Source organism: Streptomyces sp. NBC_00341 (assembly GCF_041435055.1).
GTDB lineage: Bacteria > Actinomycetota > Actinomycetes > Streptomycetales > Streptomycetaceae > Streptomyces.
Map to the genome: position 1 here is coordinate 7,422,927 of NZ_CP108002.1, position 13,213 is coordinate 7,436,139.

Below are 13,213 nucleotides of genomic sequence, written 5' to 3' on the forward strand. Positions count from 1 at the left end.
TCGATCGTGGCAAGGACAGCAGTCCCGTTCGACGCCACGGGCGTTCCGCTGACCATCACGGCGTCCGGGGGAACCTGCTCGGTAGCCAAGCGTTCAAGCCGCTGATCCTCGCGAAACCCGCCATGTGCGCCCGACGTGGACTGCGCCGACGACGACCGATCCAAGTCCGCGCGGACGAGGCGTACTTTCGCGTCGGCCACCTGGCCCGACTTCGCGACCGAGGAGGGATCCTGTGGATCGCAAGTCCGGGAATCAGTCCACAGCGAGTGACTCGGCTGTTGGTGTGTCCTTCCTCGGACCGAGAAACGGGTGGACCTTCGGGCGGCCTGCCGGTGTCACTCGGTACGGCGGCTTGACGCCGGTCCTGACTCCAGGTAGGTCCGCCAGTCCACGCCCCCGCGGTCGCTGCGGTGAGACTCCTCCAGGATGCTTCCGGATGCCCTGTCGATCACGACCCGTATCGTGATGGCTGGGATTCCGAAATGCGGATCGGCAGCAATTGTTGTCTCGATCGCGGTCCCCGGTCGGCCCATGCTGTCCTTGACGTTCTTGAGGAGTCTCGCCCCCTCTGTCCGGGCCAGTACGTCGAACAGTGCCGAGCGCAGTGCCGGGCTCGCGGGCGAGTCTGCCAGGACGCCGGAGATCGAGCCGAACGGATTGTCGCCGAAGCGGTCCGCGAGCGCGTCCGGATCTGAGGGCAGGGCGTCCAGTTGGTCCCAGGTCAGCCTGTCCTCACCCACCAGCCACCGCATCTTCTTGCCTGAGACGACTCCGTAGCCGGGGGAGAGACTGTTCTGCGTCCAGATGGTGCCCGCACGGTCGAAGACGAGTGTGCTGGTGCCGGTTCCGTCATCCTCGTTCTCGAACTTGGTGCGGACCTTCCAGTACGGTGCCTGCGACGGGCGTGCGGCTCCTGCAGTTTCCGCCATGTCGTGCAGGAATTCGGCAGCCGACGCGGTCTGCGCGGGAGGGCGCCCGAGGTCGAGCACTGGATACGCGACCGCTCCGGTCGTCAACGTGGCCACCGCCGCTGCCGCCACGAGCAGGCGGCGGGTGAGCGGCACGCGGGTCCTCAACTCAGTGACCTGCTCGGCCGCCACCCGTCCGGCGACCGCGGTGACTGCCGCGTTCACCGCTGCCGCCGTCACGGGTGGCACCTTTGCCGCGGCAAGTAGCTCGTCCGCGCCGGGGAAGTCCAGCATGGCCGCCCGCGAAGACCTCGGTACGTCGTCGCTGTCGTTCATCGGTTCTCCTTCGTCATGCCGTGAAGAGAAAGGGAAGGGCTTCGCGGAGCCGTGTGCGAGCCCGGTACAGCCGTGATCTAGCGGTGCCGGCTGGTATACCGGTCACTACTGCGGCCTCCGTGGGACTGAGCCCCTCCCAGGCCACAAGGAGGAGTAATTCCCGCTCCGCCGGGGGGAGGTCGCCGATGGCGCGGCGCAGCTCAGGTCCGGCGGCCGCCGCGTCGAGCCGGTGGTCGACCGCCTGCCACGGATCGCCCACGAGGTCCGAGTGCGGCCCGCTGGCCCGCTCCTGACTCGTATGGCGCCAGTGGCCGGCCAGCACGTTCCTGGCCACTCCGAAGAGCCATGCCCGCGCGGAGCCGCGGACAGGGTCGAATCCCCGCCGTGCGGAGTACGCCTGCAGCCACAGCTCCGCGAGCAGGTCGTCGGCCGCGGCGGGTGCCCGCCGCGCGAAGTAGGCGTGCAGTGCCGCCGAGTGCCGTCGAACCAGTGGTTCGAAGGCCGATCCGTCGTACTGGGCGCGGGTCAGTTGATCGTCGTCCGGATTCCTGTCCACCGGCCGTCCTCTCCGGCCGCCGTTCGGCGCCCACACCCCCTACTTGTCGGCCGGCCGCGTGTGCGTTCGCGGTGGCGTCGAGGCCGGGCCGTCACTGAACCGTTCCGGGTTCGGTCGGGACTCGATCATCCCGCCACGGACCGTGCCGCGGCAGCGTCTCCGGGCCGGGCTGTCCGGCTGAACCACCGTGTGCCGGCCCGGGCCAAGTTTCCGCCGCTGCGTGCCCTGCCCGGCGGAGAGGCGGTCACGAGACCGGGCGAGCGGGAAACGTAGGAACCTCGTGGCTGACGTCGCGCCTTGGCCGCCGGCCTCTGGGGTGGCCAAGCCCGCCACATGGTGAGCTTGCCCAGGGCCCCCTCGAAGTCCCTTGCGGGGGAGCGTGAGCTTCCCCTGCCTGACCTGGTGGGCGAGGCTCTTGCCGCTTTCCAGGCCACGCAGGTCACCGAAAGCTCGATGCGGGGGAGAGGTACGAGGACAACGGTTACGTGCTCGTGGACGGGCTCGGCAGGGCACTCAACGGGCGCCAGTTGCGTGAGCGGGCATACAGAGTCATGGCCGAGAATTCGCTGCGCCGGGTGCGTTTTGTACGACGCCCGCGCGAGCTGCTTCACGTACCTCGCAAACAGGGGGTGCCGGACCATCTTCTTGCCCGCCGGGTCGGGCACACCGACGTCCGCACGGCCAAGCGCCGGTACGCGAAGCCGGATGTGGAGGATTTACGTCCGGGGCCGGATATGTGGGGAGAACTGGCGAGTGCCCCGGCCCCCGTTCACGGAGCGCGTCCGAGATGTGGGAGCGTGAGTGGGTGAGTCAGAAGAACGTTGAAACCCTCCAATACCGCTTTGACGGGCCGGAAGACGCACCAGTCCTGGTGATCGGTCCCTCCCTCGGTACCACATGGCACATGTGGGACCGGCAGATAGCCGAGCTCACCCAGCACTGGCGAGTCTTCCGCTTCGACCTTCCGGGTCACGGCGGCGCGCCCGCCCACCCGGCCACCGCCGTGGGTGAGCTCGCCGACCGGCTGCTCGCCACCCTCGACGGCCTCGGCGTCCAGCGCTTCGGATACGCGGGCTGTTCCATCTCCGGCGCGATCGGGGCCGAGCTCGCGCTGCGCCACCCGCACCGGGTGGCATCGCTGGCCCTGGTGGCCGCCTCCGCGCGGTTCGGCAGCGCCGACGAGTTCCGGCAGCGCGGGGTGATCGTCCGCACCAACGGGTTGGAGCCGATGGCCCGCGCCGCCCCGGAACGGTGGTTCACCTCGGGGTTCGCCGCCGCGCAGCCGGCCATCGTCGAGTGGGCCGTCCAGATGGTCCGGACCACCGACCCCGGGTGCTACATAGCCGCCTGCGAGGCCCTCGCCGCCTTCGACATCCGCGGGGAACTGGGCCGGATCGGTGTCCCCACGCTCGTCCTGGTCGGGGCCGAGGACCAGGTCACCGGGCCCGGCGATGCCCGCACCCTGGTCGCGGGCATACCCGACGCCCGGCTGGCCCTGGTCCCCGGCGCCTCGCACCTGGCCCCGGTCGAGCAGCCCGGAGCCGTCACCGATCTCCTGCTCACCCACTTCTCCGCCGCCTGGCAGGACACCCAGGCGGCGATCCCCGCCCCCTCCTTTGCACCCCGGCTCTCCGCCCCCGTACTGCCCGTCGCGGAGCTCACCGCGGCCACCGCGCGGCCCGCGGACCCCTCGCAGGGGCGCGCCGATCCGTACCCGCAGGGCATGCGGATCCGCCGCGAGGTGCTCGGGGACGCCCATGTGGACGCGGTCACTGCCGCCTCCGACGGGTTCACGGACGACTTCCAGGAGCTCGTCACCCGCTACGCCTGGGGCGAGGTGTGGGGCCGGGAGGGGCTGGACCGGCGCACGCGCAGCACCGTCACGCTCACCGCGCTGGTCGCCTCCGGGCACCTGGAGAGCCTCGCCGCACATGTCAGCGCGGCCCTGCGCAACGGCCTCACCCCGGTCGAGATCCGGGAGGTCCTGCTGCAGACGGCCGTCTACTGCGGCATTCCGGCCGCGAGTGCCGCGTTCACGATCGCGCAGTCGGTGATTCAGGCCGAAACGACACCGCCCGCGTAGCAGGATGGGGCACATGAACGCTGTGAACCCCGAGCCGTTCGCGCTCACGCTGACCAAGAAGTCCCACTCCTGTATCCGTCTGGAGAAGGCCGGGCGCACGCTCGTCATCGACCCGGGCGGCTTCTCCGAGCAGGACGCCGCGATCGGCGCGGAGGCGATCCTGGTCACGCACGAGCACCCCGACCACTTCAACGAGGAGCGGCTGCGGGCCGCTCTGGAGGCCAACCCGGCCGCCGAGATCTGGACCCTGCGCAGCGTGGCCGGACAGCTGAGCGCGGCGTTCCCCGGGCGCGTCCACACCGTCGGGCACGGTGACACCTTCACCGCCGCCGGGTTCGACGTCCAGGTGCACGGCGAACTGCACGCGGTGATCCACCCGGACATCCCGCGGATCACCAACATCGGCTTCCTGGTCGACGGCTCGCTCTTCCACCCCGGCGACGCGCTCACGGTGCCCGAGCGGCCGGTCGACACGCTGATGCTTCCGGTGATGGCTCCGTGGAACAAGATCTCCGAGGTCATCGACTACGTCCGCGAGGTGAAGCCGCGCCGCGCCATCGACATCCACGACGCGCTGCTCACCGATCTCGCCCGCCCGATCTACGACGCCCAGATCGGCGGCCTCGGCGGTACCGACCACGGCCGGCTGGCGCCGGGGGACTCGACGGAGGTGTGAGGGGCGGCGCCCCGGCGGCGGCCACGCGTATCGATGTCAGTGGGAGCCGCTAGGTTTACGTACATGCGCATCGCCACCTGGAACGTCAACTCGATCACCGCCCGCCTGCCCCGGCTGCTCGCCTGGCTGGAGAGCACCGGCACGGACGTGCTGTGCATCCAGGAGACCAAGTGCACCGCGGAGCAGTTCCCCACAGAGGCGCTCCGCGAGCTCGGCTACGAGTCCGCGGTCAACGCCACCGGCCGGTGGAACGGGGTGGCGATCGTCTCCCGGGCCGGCCTGTCCGACGTCGTGACGGGGCTGCCGGACGGGCCCGCGTACGACGCCGTGCAGGAGCCCCGCGCGATCAGCGCGACCTGCGGCCCGCTGCGCCTGTGGTCGGTGTACGTCCCCAACGGCCGCGAGGTCGAGCACGAGCACTACGCGTACAAGCTGCGCTGGTTCGAGGCACTGCGGACGGCGGTCGCGGCGGACGCCGCCGGAGCGCTGCCGTTCGCGGTCATCGGTGACTTCAACGTCGCCCCGACCGACGAGGACGTCTGGGACCCGGCCCTCTTCGAAGGCGCCACCCATGTCACGCCCGCCGAGCGGGCCGCCCTCGCGGCGCTGCGCGAGGAGGGCCTCTCCGACGTCGTGCCGCGCCCCCTGAAGTACGACCACCCCTACACCTTCTGGGACTACCGCGAGCTGCGCTTCCCGAAGAACAAGGGCATGCGGATCGACCTCGTCTACGGCAACGCCCCGTTCACCGCCGCCGTCAAGGACAGCTACGTGGACCGCGAGGAACGCAAGGGCAAGGGCGCGTCCGACCACGCCCCGGTGGTCGTCGACCTCGACCTCTGAGCGCGGGGGCTCGGCCGGGGGTGTCCGGCCCGGGGTCGGGCCGGACACCCCCGGCACGCACCTCAGCCGGAGCCTGGTGCCCCGCCCGGCACGGCTGCCGCCGCCTCCGGCGCCGGCCGGCAGGCCCACGCGGCTCCGGCGGCACCGAGCGCCAAGGCCATCAGCAGCGCGCTCACCCAGAGCGGCGCCCGGAAGCCGTACCCCGCACCGATCGCGAGCCCGCCGATCCAGGGTCCGAGCGCGCCGCCCACGTTGAACGCCGCGGTGGCGAAGGACCCGGCCAGCGTCGGCGCACCGGGCGCCAGGCGGAACACGTGCGAGATCAGCGCGGTGCCGGTGCCGAACGCCAGCATCCCCTGGACGAGAACGAGAACCACCACCGCCGCGGGGCTGCCCGCCGTACACGCGAACAGGGCCCAGCCGAGGGCCAGCGCCACCAGGCCGGCCGCGGTCAGCGCGATGGGCCGGGAGTCGATGACCCGGCCGCAGACGGTGACCCCGATGAACGAGCCGGTCCCGAACAGGGCGAGCAGGACCGGCACCCACGCCGGGCCGAACCCGGTGACCCGCGTGGCGATCGGTTCGAGATACGAGAACGCGCAGAAGGTCGCGCCCTGGACGAGCGCGCTCGTCAGCAGTGTCAGCCGCAGCCCGCGCCCGGCCAGGCTGCGCAGTTCGGCGCTGGCGCTCGGCAGGGCCGACGGAGGCCGGCCCGCCGGAATCGCCGCCGCGATCACGGCGATCGCAGGCAGCGAGACGAGGGCGACGGCCCAGAACGCCGCCCGCCACCCCCACTGCCCGCCCAGCCACGCCCCGGCGGGCACCCCCGCCACACAGGCGACGGTGACGCCCCCGACCACCACGGAGGTGGCGCGGGCGCGGGCCCCGGGCCCGGCCAGGGCGACCGCGGTCACCAGGGCGACCGCCCAGAAACCGGCGTTCGCCAGCGCGCCGACGACCCGCGTCGCGAGCAGCAGACCGTAGCTGGAGGTGACCGCGCCGACGACATGGACGGCCGCGAAGACGCAGAGGAAGAACAACAGGGCGCGGCGCCGCGGCCAGTTACGCCCCAGCAGCGCCATCAGCGGCGCCCCGATCACGAGCCCGACGGCAAACGCCGAGGTCAGGAGGGCTGCGGCGGGGATGGAGACGTGGAGCTCGGAGGAGATGCCCGAGAGCAGGCCGGACAGCATGAACTCGGAAGTGCCCTGCGCGAAGACGGCGAGCCCGAGCGCGTATACGGAAAATGGCATGAAGGAACCCCATGGACGGCTGATGGACAGAACCGGTCGGGGATGCGGGCCGCACCCGCTCGAATCGACGAGCGGCGACACGGCGGAACGGTCAGCGCGATCGTGGCCGTGAAACGACACGTCGGCGGAGCCGTGAATACCGGGGGATCAGCACCCCGGCGCGTACGCCCAAAGGCAACCCGCAACCGCATGGGTCCGGGATGGCAGCCGTATGTGACCGGCGAAGACCCTCAGGTCCGGCCGGTCCGGAAGCCACCGCGGACCGGTGGCCGGCTTCTGTCGGACTCGGGGCTGCACATGAGGCGAAAGTATCAGTCCGCGGCGGGCCGTCACCACCGCTTTCACCGGGCCGGACGCGGGGCCGCCGAACGTGTCCGGGTGTGTCCGGGTGAAGTCACGGGGTGCATCAGGTGTTCAGCGCTCGAACGGCGGGCCGCGCGTCCTGTGGTGCGGACACGGGGCGGGATGCGACCCTGAGCGGTATGAACATCCCTTTCTTGGACAACTGGCGTAAGCGTCACGACGGTAGGCCGGAGGCGGGGCTCGCCGCCGCCGTCGACGCCGATCCGGAAGGCGTGGCGCAGCTGCTCGCCGAATGTGACCTGCTCCGCGTCCGGGCGGGGGAGCGCGGGCTCGAACTCGACGACAGCCCGGTCTCTTTGGCGGCGCTGGACCAGCTTCCGCCGCGCTGGCGCGACGATCCGGAGGAGCTGCCCTGGCTGGGCAACGACGCGGGGCTCTACCTGGGCACGGTACTGGTGCGCAACGTTCCCGGCGCGCACTGGCACATCTGGCCGAGCGGTCAGCCCGTGGTGCGGCTCGCGTCCGGGCGTGAGATCGACGTGGTCGAGGCCGGACTGGGCTGGGCGATGTCCGGCAGTCCCGAGCTGTCCCAGATCTACTCGGAGTCGGCCGAGGGCTGAGGAGTCCGGCGCCCGGATCACGACGCTTCCCGAGCCGGTCCCCAAGCCGATCCCCGGGGCAATCCCGAGCCGTTCCGCGGCCCGGCTAGATAAAACGCCTTATGCCCCAATTGCGCGTGTCGGGTGTGAAGTCCCTTGCCGGGATGGATAGTTTGCGCTGACCTGGACCAAGCGACAAGTGGGTAGGGCAGCGTATGGCCGTCGATCCGTTGATCGAGCTGCGTGGCGTCAATAAGTTCTACGGAAAGTTGCACGTACTGCAGGACATCAATCTCACCGTCGGCCGCGGAGAGGTGGTGGTGGTCATCGGCCCCTCGGGCTCCGGCAAGTCAACGCTCTGCCGGACGATCAACCGGCTCGAAACGATCGAGTCGGGCCACATCACGCTCGACGGCAGACCCCTTCCGGAGGAAGGCAGGGGGCTCGCCGAGCTGAGGACCGAAGTCGGCATGGTCTTCCAGTCGTTCAACCTGTTCGCGCACAAGACCGTACTGGCGAACGTCTCGCTCGCCCAGCTCAAGGTCCGCAAGCGGAAGAAGGGCGAGGCCGACCGGCGCTCCCGGGAACTCCTGGACCGGGTGGGGCTCGCCTCGCAGGCCGACAAGTTCCCGGCCCAGCTCTCCGGCGGCCAGCAGCAGCGGGTGGCCATCGCCCGCGCCCTCGCCATGGACCCCAAGGCGCTCCTCTTCGACGAGCCCACCTCTGCGCTCGATCCGGAGATGATCAACGAGGTGCTGGAAGTGATGCAGCAGCTCGCCCGGGAGGGCATGACGATGGTCGTCGTCACGCACGAGATGGGGTTCGCCCGGTCCGCCGCCAACCGGGTCGTCTTCATGGCCGACGGCCGCATCGTCGAGGACCGCGTCCCGGAGGACTTCTTCACCGCGCCGGAGAGCGACCGCGCCAAGGACTTCCTGTCCAAGATCCTCAAGCACTGACGGGAGGCCCTGTGTTGCGTACGAGAAAAGTACTGGCCGTCTGTGCCGTCCTGCTGCTGGCCCTCCTCGCCGCGGGCTGTGGCAAGGACGGCAGCCCGCCGGTGAAGGGGCCGAAGGCCGGGGCGCTGCCCGTGTACCGGGTCGACACCGGATTCCGGCTGCCGGACTCCAGGACCTGGACGCAGGCGAAGAAGCGCGGATACCTCCGGGTGGGCGCCAAGGAGGACCAGCCCTACCTGGGCGAGAAGGACCCGGCCACCGGCGTCTACTCCGGCTTCGACATCGAGATCGCCCGGATGATGTCGGCCTCGCTCGGCTTCGACCCGAAGACGATCCGGTTCAAGACGATCGCCTCCGCCAACCGCGAGACGGCACTGCAGAACGGGCAGATCGACTACTACGTCGGCACCTACACGATCAACGACATGCGCAAGAAGCTCGTCGGATTCGCCGGCCCCTACTACATGGCCGGGCAGGGGCTGCTGGTCCGCACGGACGAGAACGACATCCACGGCCCACAGGACCTGGCGGGCAAGACGGTCTGCTCCGCGGCGGGTTCGACCCCGTACCAGCGGATCGCCGCCGACTACCCGAAGGCCGACCTGGTCTCGTACGACACGTACTCCATCTGCGTCGACAACCTGCTGACCTACCAGGTCGACGTCGTCACCACCGACGACGCGATCCTGCTCGGCTTCGCGGCCAAGGCGCCCGACGAGATGAAGGTCGTCGGCAAGCCCTTCTCGAAGGAGCCGTACGGCATCGGGGTCCCGCGCGGCGACAACGCCCTGCGGGCCGCGCTGAACAACGCGCTGGAGGCCAACGAGAAGAACGGCAACTGGAAGAAGGCCTACGAGGCCACGCTCGGTCTCTCCGGGGCGCCCGCGCCGAAGCCGCCGCCCATCGACCGCTACCCGGCGACCTGAGAGGACGACCAGAACCATGGACGTACTCACCGAGAACTTCTCGCTCTACGGCAAGGGCTTCCTCGGCACCCTCGAACTCACCGTCTACGCCTCGATCCTGGCGATGGTCCTCGGCTTCGTCATGGCCTCCTGCCGGGTGGCGCCCGTCGGCTCGTTCCGGGTGATCGGCACGGTCTGGGTCATGGTGCTGCGCAACACCCCGCTCACCCTGCTCTTCTTCGCCGTGCTGCTCGGCCTGCCACGCTTCGGCCTGGTACTGCCGTTCAAGGTCTTCGCGGTCATCGCGCTCGGCTGCTACACCTCCGCGTTCATCTGCGAGGTGCTGCGCTCCGGGATCAACACCGTGCCCACGGGACAGGGTGAGGCCGCGCGCAGCCTCGGCATGACGTTCGGGCAGACACTCGGCAACGTGGTGCTCCCGCAGGCGTTCCGCTCGGTGATCCCGCCGATCGGCTCGACGCTCATCGCACTGGCCAAGAACTCCGCGATCGCCGGGGCGTTCAGCGTCACCGAACTGCTCGGCACCTACAAGACCCTCAACGAGCTGGGATACAGCATCATCTGGACCTTCGTCTGGATCGCCGTCGGCTACCTGATCATCACGTTGTCCATCAGCGCGGTCTTCAACGTGATGGAGAAGCGCTGGGGAGTCGCCCGATGACCAGTCACTCCGCGCCCTCCGCCACCGCGCTCTACGACATCCCCGGACCGCTGACCCGCAGACGGCACCTCGTCTACGGAGTCGTCTCGACGGTCCTGATCCTCGCCCTCGTCGGCTGGGTCATCTACCTGCTCTTCGACACCGACCAGTTCACCAGCGCCAAATGGACGCCCTTCGAGTACAAGGGCATCCAGGAACTGCTGCTGCGCGGCCTCGGCAACACCCTCAAGGCGTTCGCGTACGCCGCGGTGCTCTCCCTGGCCCTCGGGGCCGTCCTGGCCGTCGGGCGGCTCTCCGACCACCGGCCGGTGCGCTGGGTGGCCACCGTCCTCGTCGAGTTCTTCCGCGCCATGCCCGTACTGGTGATGATCTTCTTCATCTTCGTCGCGCTGAAGGTACAGCCGCTGCCGGCGCTGGTCGCCGGGCTGACCCTGTACAACGGCTCGGTGCTCGCCGAGGTGTTCCGCTCCGGCATCAACTCGGTCGAACGCGGCCAGCACGAGGCGGCGTTCGCGCTGGGCATGCGCAAGACGCAGGTCACGACCTTCGTGCTGGCCCCGCAGGCGGTGCGCGCGATGCTGCCCACCATCATCAGCCAGCTGGTGGTGGCGCTGAAGGACACCTCGCTCGGCTATCTGATCACTTACGAGGAATTCCTTCATGCCGGGAAGCTCATCGCCTCCAACCTCGACTACGATCTTCCCTTCATCCCCGTGGTGATGGTGATCTCGCCGATCTACATCGGGATGTGCATGCTGCTCTCCTGGTTCGCGACCTGGGTGGCGAAACGGCAGCGGCGCAATCCGAGGACGGAGGCGGTGGACGTCGCACCCGCCCCACCAGGAACGCTCCAGCCGGGAGCGCAGTAGCCGGGAACTGCCGTGAGGCGGTGCCCGGGAGCGGTGCCCGCCCGGTAGCAGCCGGTGATCACTTCTCGTGCAACGGTACGGACCGCATGACGGTCCGCATCGGCGAGGGGAAGGTCAGCTGTGAGCCGGCCGGGCTGTGCTCGGTGCGCAACGGGCCGACGGTGTCGGCCATCGGGGCGCGTCGGTGACCGGCCGGGTCGCCGTGGGAGCCGGAGAACCACTCCGGGCCCACGGGGAACGGCCGGCCCGGCGTCCGCCGTGACGTGCCCGGCGGCCCGTGGCAGCGCCGCACACACCGGTACGAGAACGCCTTCACCGCGTCCGGTATCGTCCCCCCTTCGATCCCGACGACCGCCCCTCGTCCTGCCGCGCCCGCGAGCCGGGACCGGCGAGGAGGTCGTGGAGACCCTCGGAGAGTGGGAGACATCGGTGCGCGGAGCAGACGGCAACACCACCCCGTCCCGGACGGACCGGGCCTGCCCGGCGCGCCGGTGACGGCCGCGGACGCGACCACCGGGGCCGCCACCCAGGAGCACGAGCAGCCGGGATCCCGCTCGGTGCTGCGCAGCGGCGCCGTCATGGCCGCCGGCTCCGTCGTCTCACGGGCCACCGGATTCATACGCTCGGCGGTCGTCGTCGCCGCGCTCGGCACCGGACTGCGGGCCGACGGCTACACGGTCGCCAACACCCTGCCCAACATCCTGTACATGCTGCTGATCGGCGGCGCCCTGAACGCCGTCTTCGTCCCCGAACTCGTCCGCGTCGCAAAGGAGCACACCGACGGCGGGGCCGCCTACACCGACCGGCTCCTCACCCTCTGCACGGCGGGGCTCCTCGCCCTGACCGCGCTCGCCGTCGTCGGCGCCCCGCTGATCATCTCCCTGTACGCGCCCACCTACGACGGCGACCAGGCCGAACTCACCATCGCCCTGGCCCGCTACTGCCTGCCCCAGATCCTCTTCTACGGGCTCTTCACCCTCCTGGGACAGGTGCTCAACGCCCGCAACAGGTTCGGGGCGATGATGTGGACCCCGGTCCTCAACAACGTCGTGATCATCGCCGTGTTCGGGCTCTACCTCTGGACCGCGACGGACTCGGACGGCAGCCTCACCTCCGCCCAGGCCCAGCTGCTCGGCTGGGGGACCACGGCCGGAATCGCCGTACAGACCCTGGCACTCGTACCCGCCCTGCGCGCGGCGAAGTTCCGCTGGCGGCCGAGGTTCGACTGGCGCGGCAGCGGCCTCACCCGGCCGCTGCGCGCGGCCGGCTGGCTCGTCATGCTGGTGCTGACCAACCAGGCCGCCTACTGGGTGGTGACCCGGCTCTCCACCGCGACCGGCCAGCACGCGGTGGACCAGGGCGTGGCCGGCGGCGCCGGGTACACCGCGTACAGCTACGCCTTCCAGCTGTGGGTGGTGCCGCAGGGCATCGTGACCGTCAGCCTCGTCACGGCGCTGATGCCGAGGATGAGCCGGGCGGCGGCCGAGGGCGATCTGGCCGGGGTGCGCCGCGACGTCTCGTACGCGCTGCGGACCTCTGCCGCCGTGGTGGTCCCGGCCGCCGCCGCGCTGCTCGCGCTCGCGCCGTGGGTGATGGGAGCGGTGTTCGGCTACGGACAGACGGGCCCGGCCGACATCACCGTGATGGCGGGCATGATGGCGGCCTTCGCACCGGGGCTCATCGCCTACTCCGGGCAGTACGTGCTCTCCCGCGGCTTCTACGCGATGAGCGACACCCGCACCCCGTTCCTCCTGAACCTGGTCATCGCGGCGCTCAACGCCGGTCTCACGGTCGCCGCCTACCTGCTGCTCCCCGCGCGCTGGGCGGTCACCGGGATGGCCGGGGCGTACTCCGTCGCGCTGTTCGCCGGTTTCGCCGTCACGGCGTACGTACTGCACCGCAGGGTCTCCGGGAGCGGCGTGGAGCGGCCCTCGCTGTCGCGCTCGCCCGGAGTGCGGGCGCACGCGCGGCTGGTGGCCGCCTGCGTGCCGGCGGGGCTGCTGGCGTACGCGGCGGCCCGCGCCGTGGACACGGCAGGGTCCGGGCTCGGGGACTTCGGCGCTGCGGGCACCGGGATGGCCGTGCTCCTCCTGGTGGTGGCGCTGCTGGCGCGTCCGCTGCGGCTGACCGAGGTCAGCACCGCGTTGGCGGCCGTCCGGAGCCGGCTGCGCCGGGGCTGAGTCCCGCCACCGGGTCCCGTCCGCGCGGGCGCGGTGGGCGCGACCGGGGCCCGAGCCAGGA

Annotated in this window: 12 protein-coding genes; 9 read left to right on the forward strand and 3 right to left on the reverse strand. The window is 70.6% G+C overall.

Annotation, left to right across the window (positions count from 1 at the left end):
• Positions 1 to 335: 335 nt before the first annotated feature.
• Both OG892_RS33350 and OG892_RS33355 read right to left on the reverse strand, forming a co-directional pair.
• Positions 336 to 1,244 (reverse strand): hypothetical protein, encoded by a 909-nt coding sequence (locus tag OG892_RS33350; RefSeq protein WP_328864780.1) that lies wholly within the window; start codon positions 1,242 to 1,244, stop codon positions 336 to 338.
• A 13-nt stretch (positions 1,245 to 1,257) separates the two neighbouring features.
• Positions 1,258 to 1,800 carry an RNA polymerase sigma factor gene (locus OG892_RS33355; protein ID WP_327339813.1) on the reverse strand — a complete coding sequence of 181 codons (543 nt, stop codon included), beginning with the start codon at positions 1,798 to 1,800 and terminating at the stop codon, positions 1,258 to 1,260.
• Between the two features lie 787 nt (positions 1,801 to 2,587).
• Here OG892_RS33355 and OG892_RS33360 point away from each other — a divergent pair.
• From OG892_RS33360 to OG892_RS33370, 3 genes are all read left to right on the forward strand, one after another.
• Complete coding sequence (locus OG892_RS33360; protein ID WP_073735131.1) at positions 2,588 to 3,883, forward strand: alpha/beta fold hydrolase; 1,296 nt, start codon at positions 2,588 to 2,590, stop codon at positions 3,881 to 3,883.
• Positions 3,884 to 3,905: 22 nt separating this feature from the next.
• A complete protein-coding gene (locus OG892_RS33365) occupies positions 3,906 to 4,559 on the forward strand; it encodes an MBL fold metallo-hydrolase (RefSeq protein ID WP_371631731.1) in 654 nt (217 codons plus the stop codon).
• A 63-nt stretch (positions 4,560 to 4,622) separates the two neighbouring features.
• Complete coding sequence (locus tag OG892_RS33370) at positions 4,623 to 5,402, forward strand: exodeoxyribonuclease III (protein WP_371631030.1); 780 nt, start codon at positions 4,623 to 4,625, stop codon at positions 5,400 to 5,402.
• Between the two features lie 62 nt (positions 5,403 to 5,464).
• Here OG892_RS33370 and OG892_RS33375 read toward each other — a convergent pair whose 3' ends face one another.
• Complete coding sequence (locus tag OG892_RS33375; protein ID WP_371631031.1) at positions 5,465 to 6,655, reverse strand: Cmx/CmrA family chloramphenicol efflux MFS transporter; 1,191 nt, start codon at positions 6,653 to 6,655, stop codon at positions 5,465 to 5,467.
• Positions 6,656 to 7,137: 482 nt separating this feature from the next.
• Here OG892_RS33375 and OG892_RS33380 point away from each other — a divergent pair, with 482 nt between their 5' ends.
• The 6 genes from OG892_RS33380 to murJ all read left to right on the forward strand — a co-directional run bounded on the left by OG892_RS33380 (position 7,138) and on the right by murJ (position 13,152).
• On the forward strand, positions 7,138 to 7,578 hold the full coding sequence (locus tag OG892_RS33380) for a DUF6278 family protein (RefSeq protein WP_073735135.1): 441 nt from the start codon (positions 7,138 to 7,140) through the stop codon (positions 7,576 to 7,578).
• A gap of 194 nt (positions 7,579 to 7,772) precedes the next feature.
• Complete coding sequence (locus tag OG892_RS33385) at positions 7,773 to 8,516, forward strand: amino acid ABC transporter ATP-binding protein (RefSeq protein WP_073735136.1); 744 nt, start codon at positions 7,773 to 7,775, stop codon at positions 8,514 to 8,516.
• A gap of 14 nt (positions 8,517 to 8,530) precedes the next feature.
• A complete protein-coding gene (locus tag OG892_RS33390) occupies positions 8,531 to 9,442 on the forward strand; it encodes a glutamate ABC transporter substrate-binding protein (RefSeq protein WP_073735137.1) in 912 nt (303 codons plus the stop codon).
• A 16-nt stretch (positions 9,443 to 9,458) separates the two neighbouring features.
• Positions 9,459 to 10,103 carry an amino acid ABC transporter permease gene (locus OG892_RS33395; protein ID WP_073735138.1) on the forward strand — a complete coding sequence of 215 codons (645 nt, stop codon included), beginning with the start codon at positions 9,459 to 9,461 and terminating at the stop codon, positions 10,101 to 10,103.
• Positions 10,100 to 10,972: an amino acid ABC transporter permease gene (locus tag OG892_RS33400; protein WP_073735139.1), complete on the forward strand. Its 873-nt coding sequence runs from the start codon at positions 10,100 to 10,102 to the stop codon at positions 10,970 to 10,972. The genes OG892_RS33395 and OG892_RS33400 overlap by 4 nt, the downstream gene beginning before the upstream one ends.
• Before the next feature lie 491 nt (positions 10,973 to 11,463).
• On the forward strand, positions 11,464 to 13,152 hold the full coding sequence (gene murJ, locus OG892_RS33405; protein ID WP_073735225.1) for a murein biosynthesis integral membrane protein MurJ: 1,689 nt from the start codon (positions 11,464 to 11,466) through the stop codon (positions 13,150 to 13,152).
• Positions 13,153 to 13,213: the final 61 nt, after the last annotated feature.